Here is a 266-nt window from a genome sequence, read left to right as displayed (position 1 = left end):
AACGCGAGGACGTGGCGGGCGACGGTCCACGGCGCGAATACCTCGACGCCTTCGAACGCCCCTTCGGCACCGCTTCGGCGCCCGCCGCCCCCGCCCGCGCCGAGGCGGCCCAGCCCCGCAAGGACGACGACGGGCAGGACGACGACGTCGACCTCTTCACCCCCCGCGCCAAGGCCCCGCAGGCCCCGGCCACTTCCCCCGGCGACGGCGACGACGAGCCCCCCGCCCCCGCATCCGGGACCGGCAGCGGCGGGCACAGGGGCCGG

At 78.9% G+C, this 266-nt stretch carries 1 pseudogene; it reads left to right on the top strand.

The window, feature by feature from the left end:
• Positions 1-266, top strand: a pseudogene (locus G3I42_RS29275) (hypothetical protein); the annotation flags it as partial.

The sequence above is a fragment of the Streptomyces sp. SID11385 genome (assembly GCF_010548245.1).
Taxonomy (GTDB): Bacteria; Actinomycetota; Actinomycetes; order Streptomycetales; family Streptomycetaceae; genus Streptomyces.
Note: the sequence above shows the minus strand (reverse complement) of the source record. Positions and strands in the feature narration are given on the sequence as shown.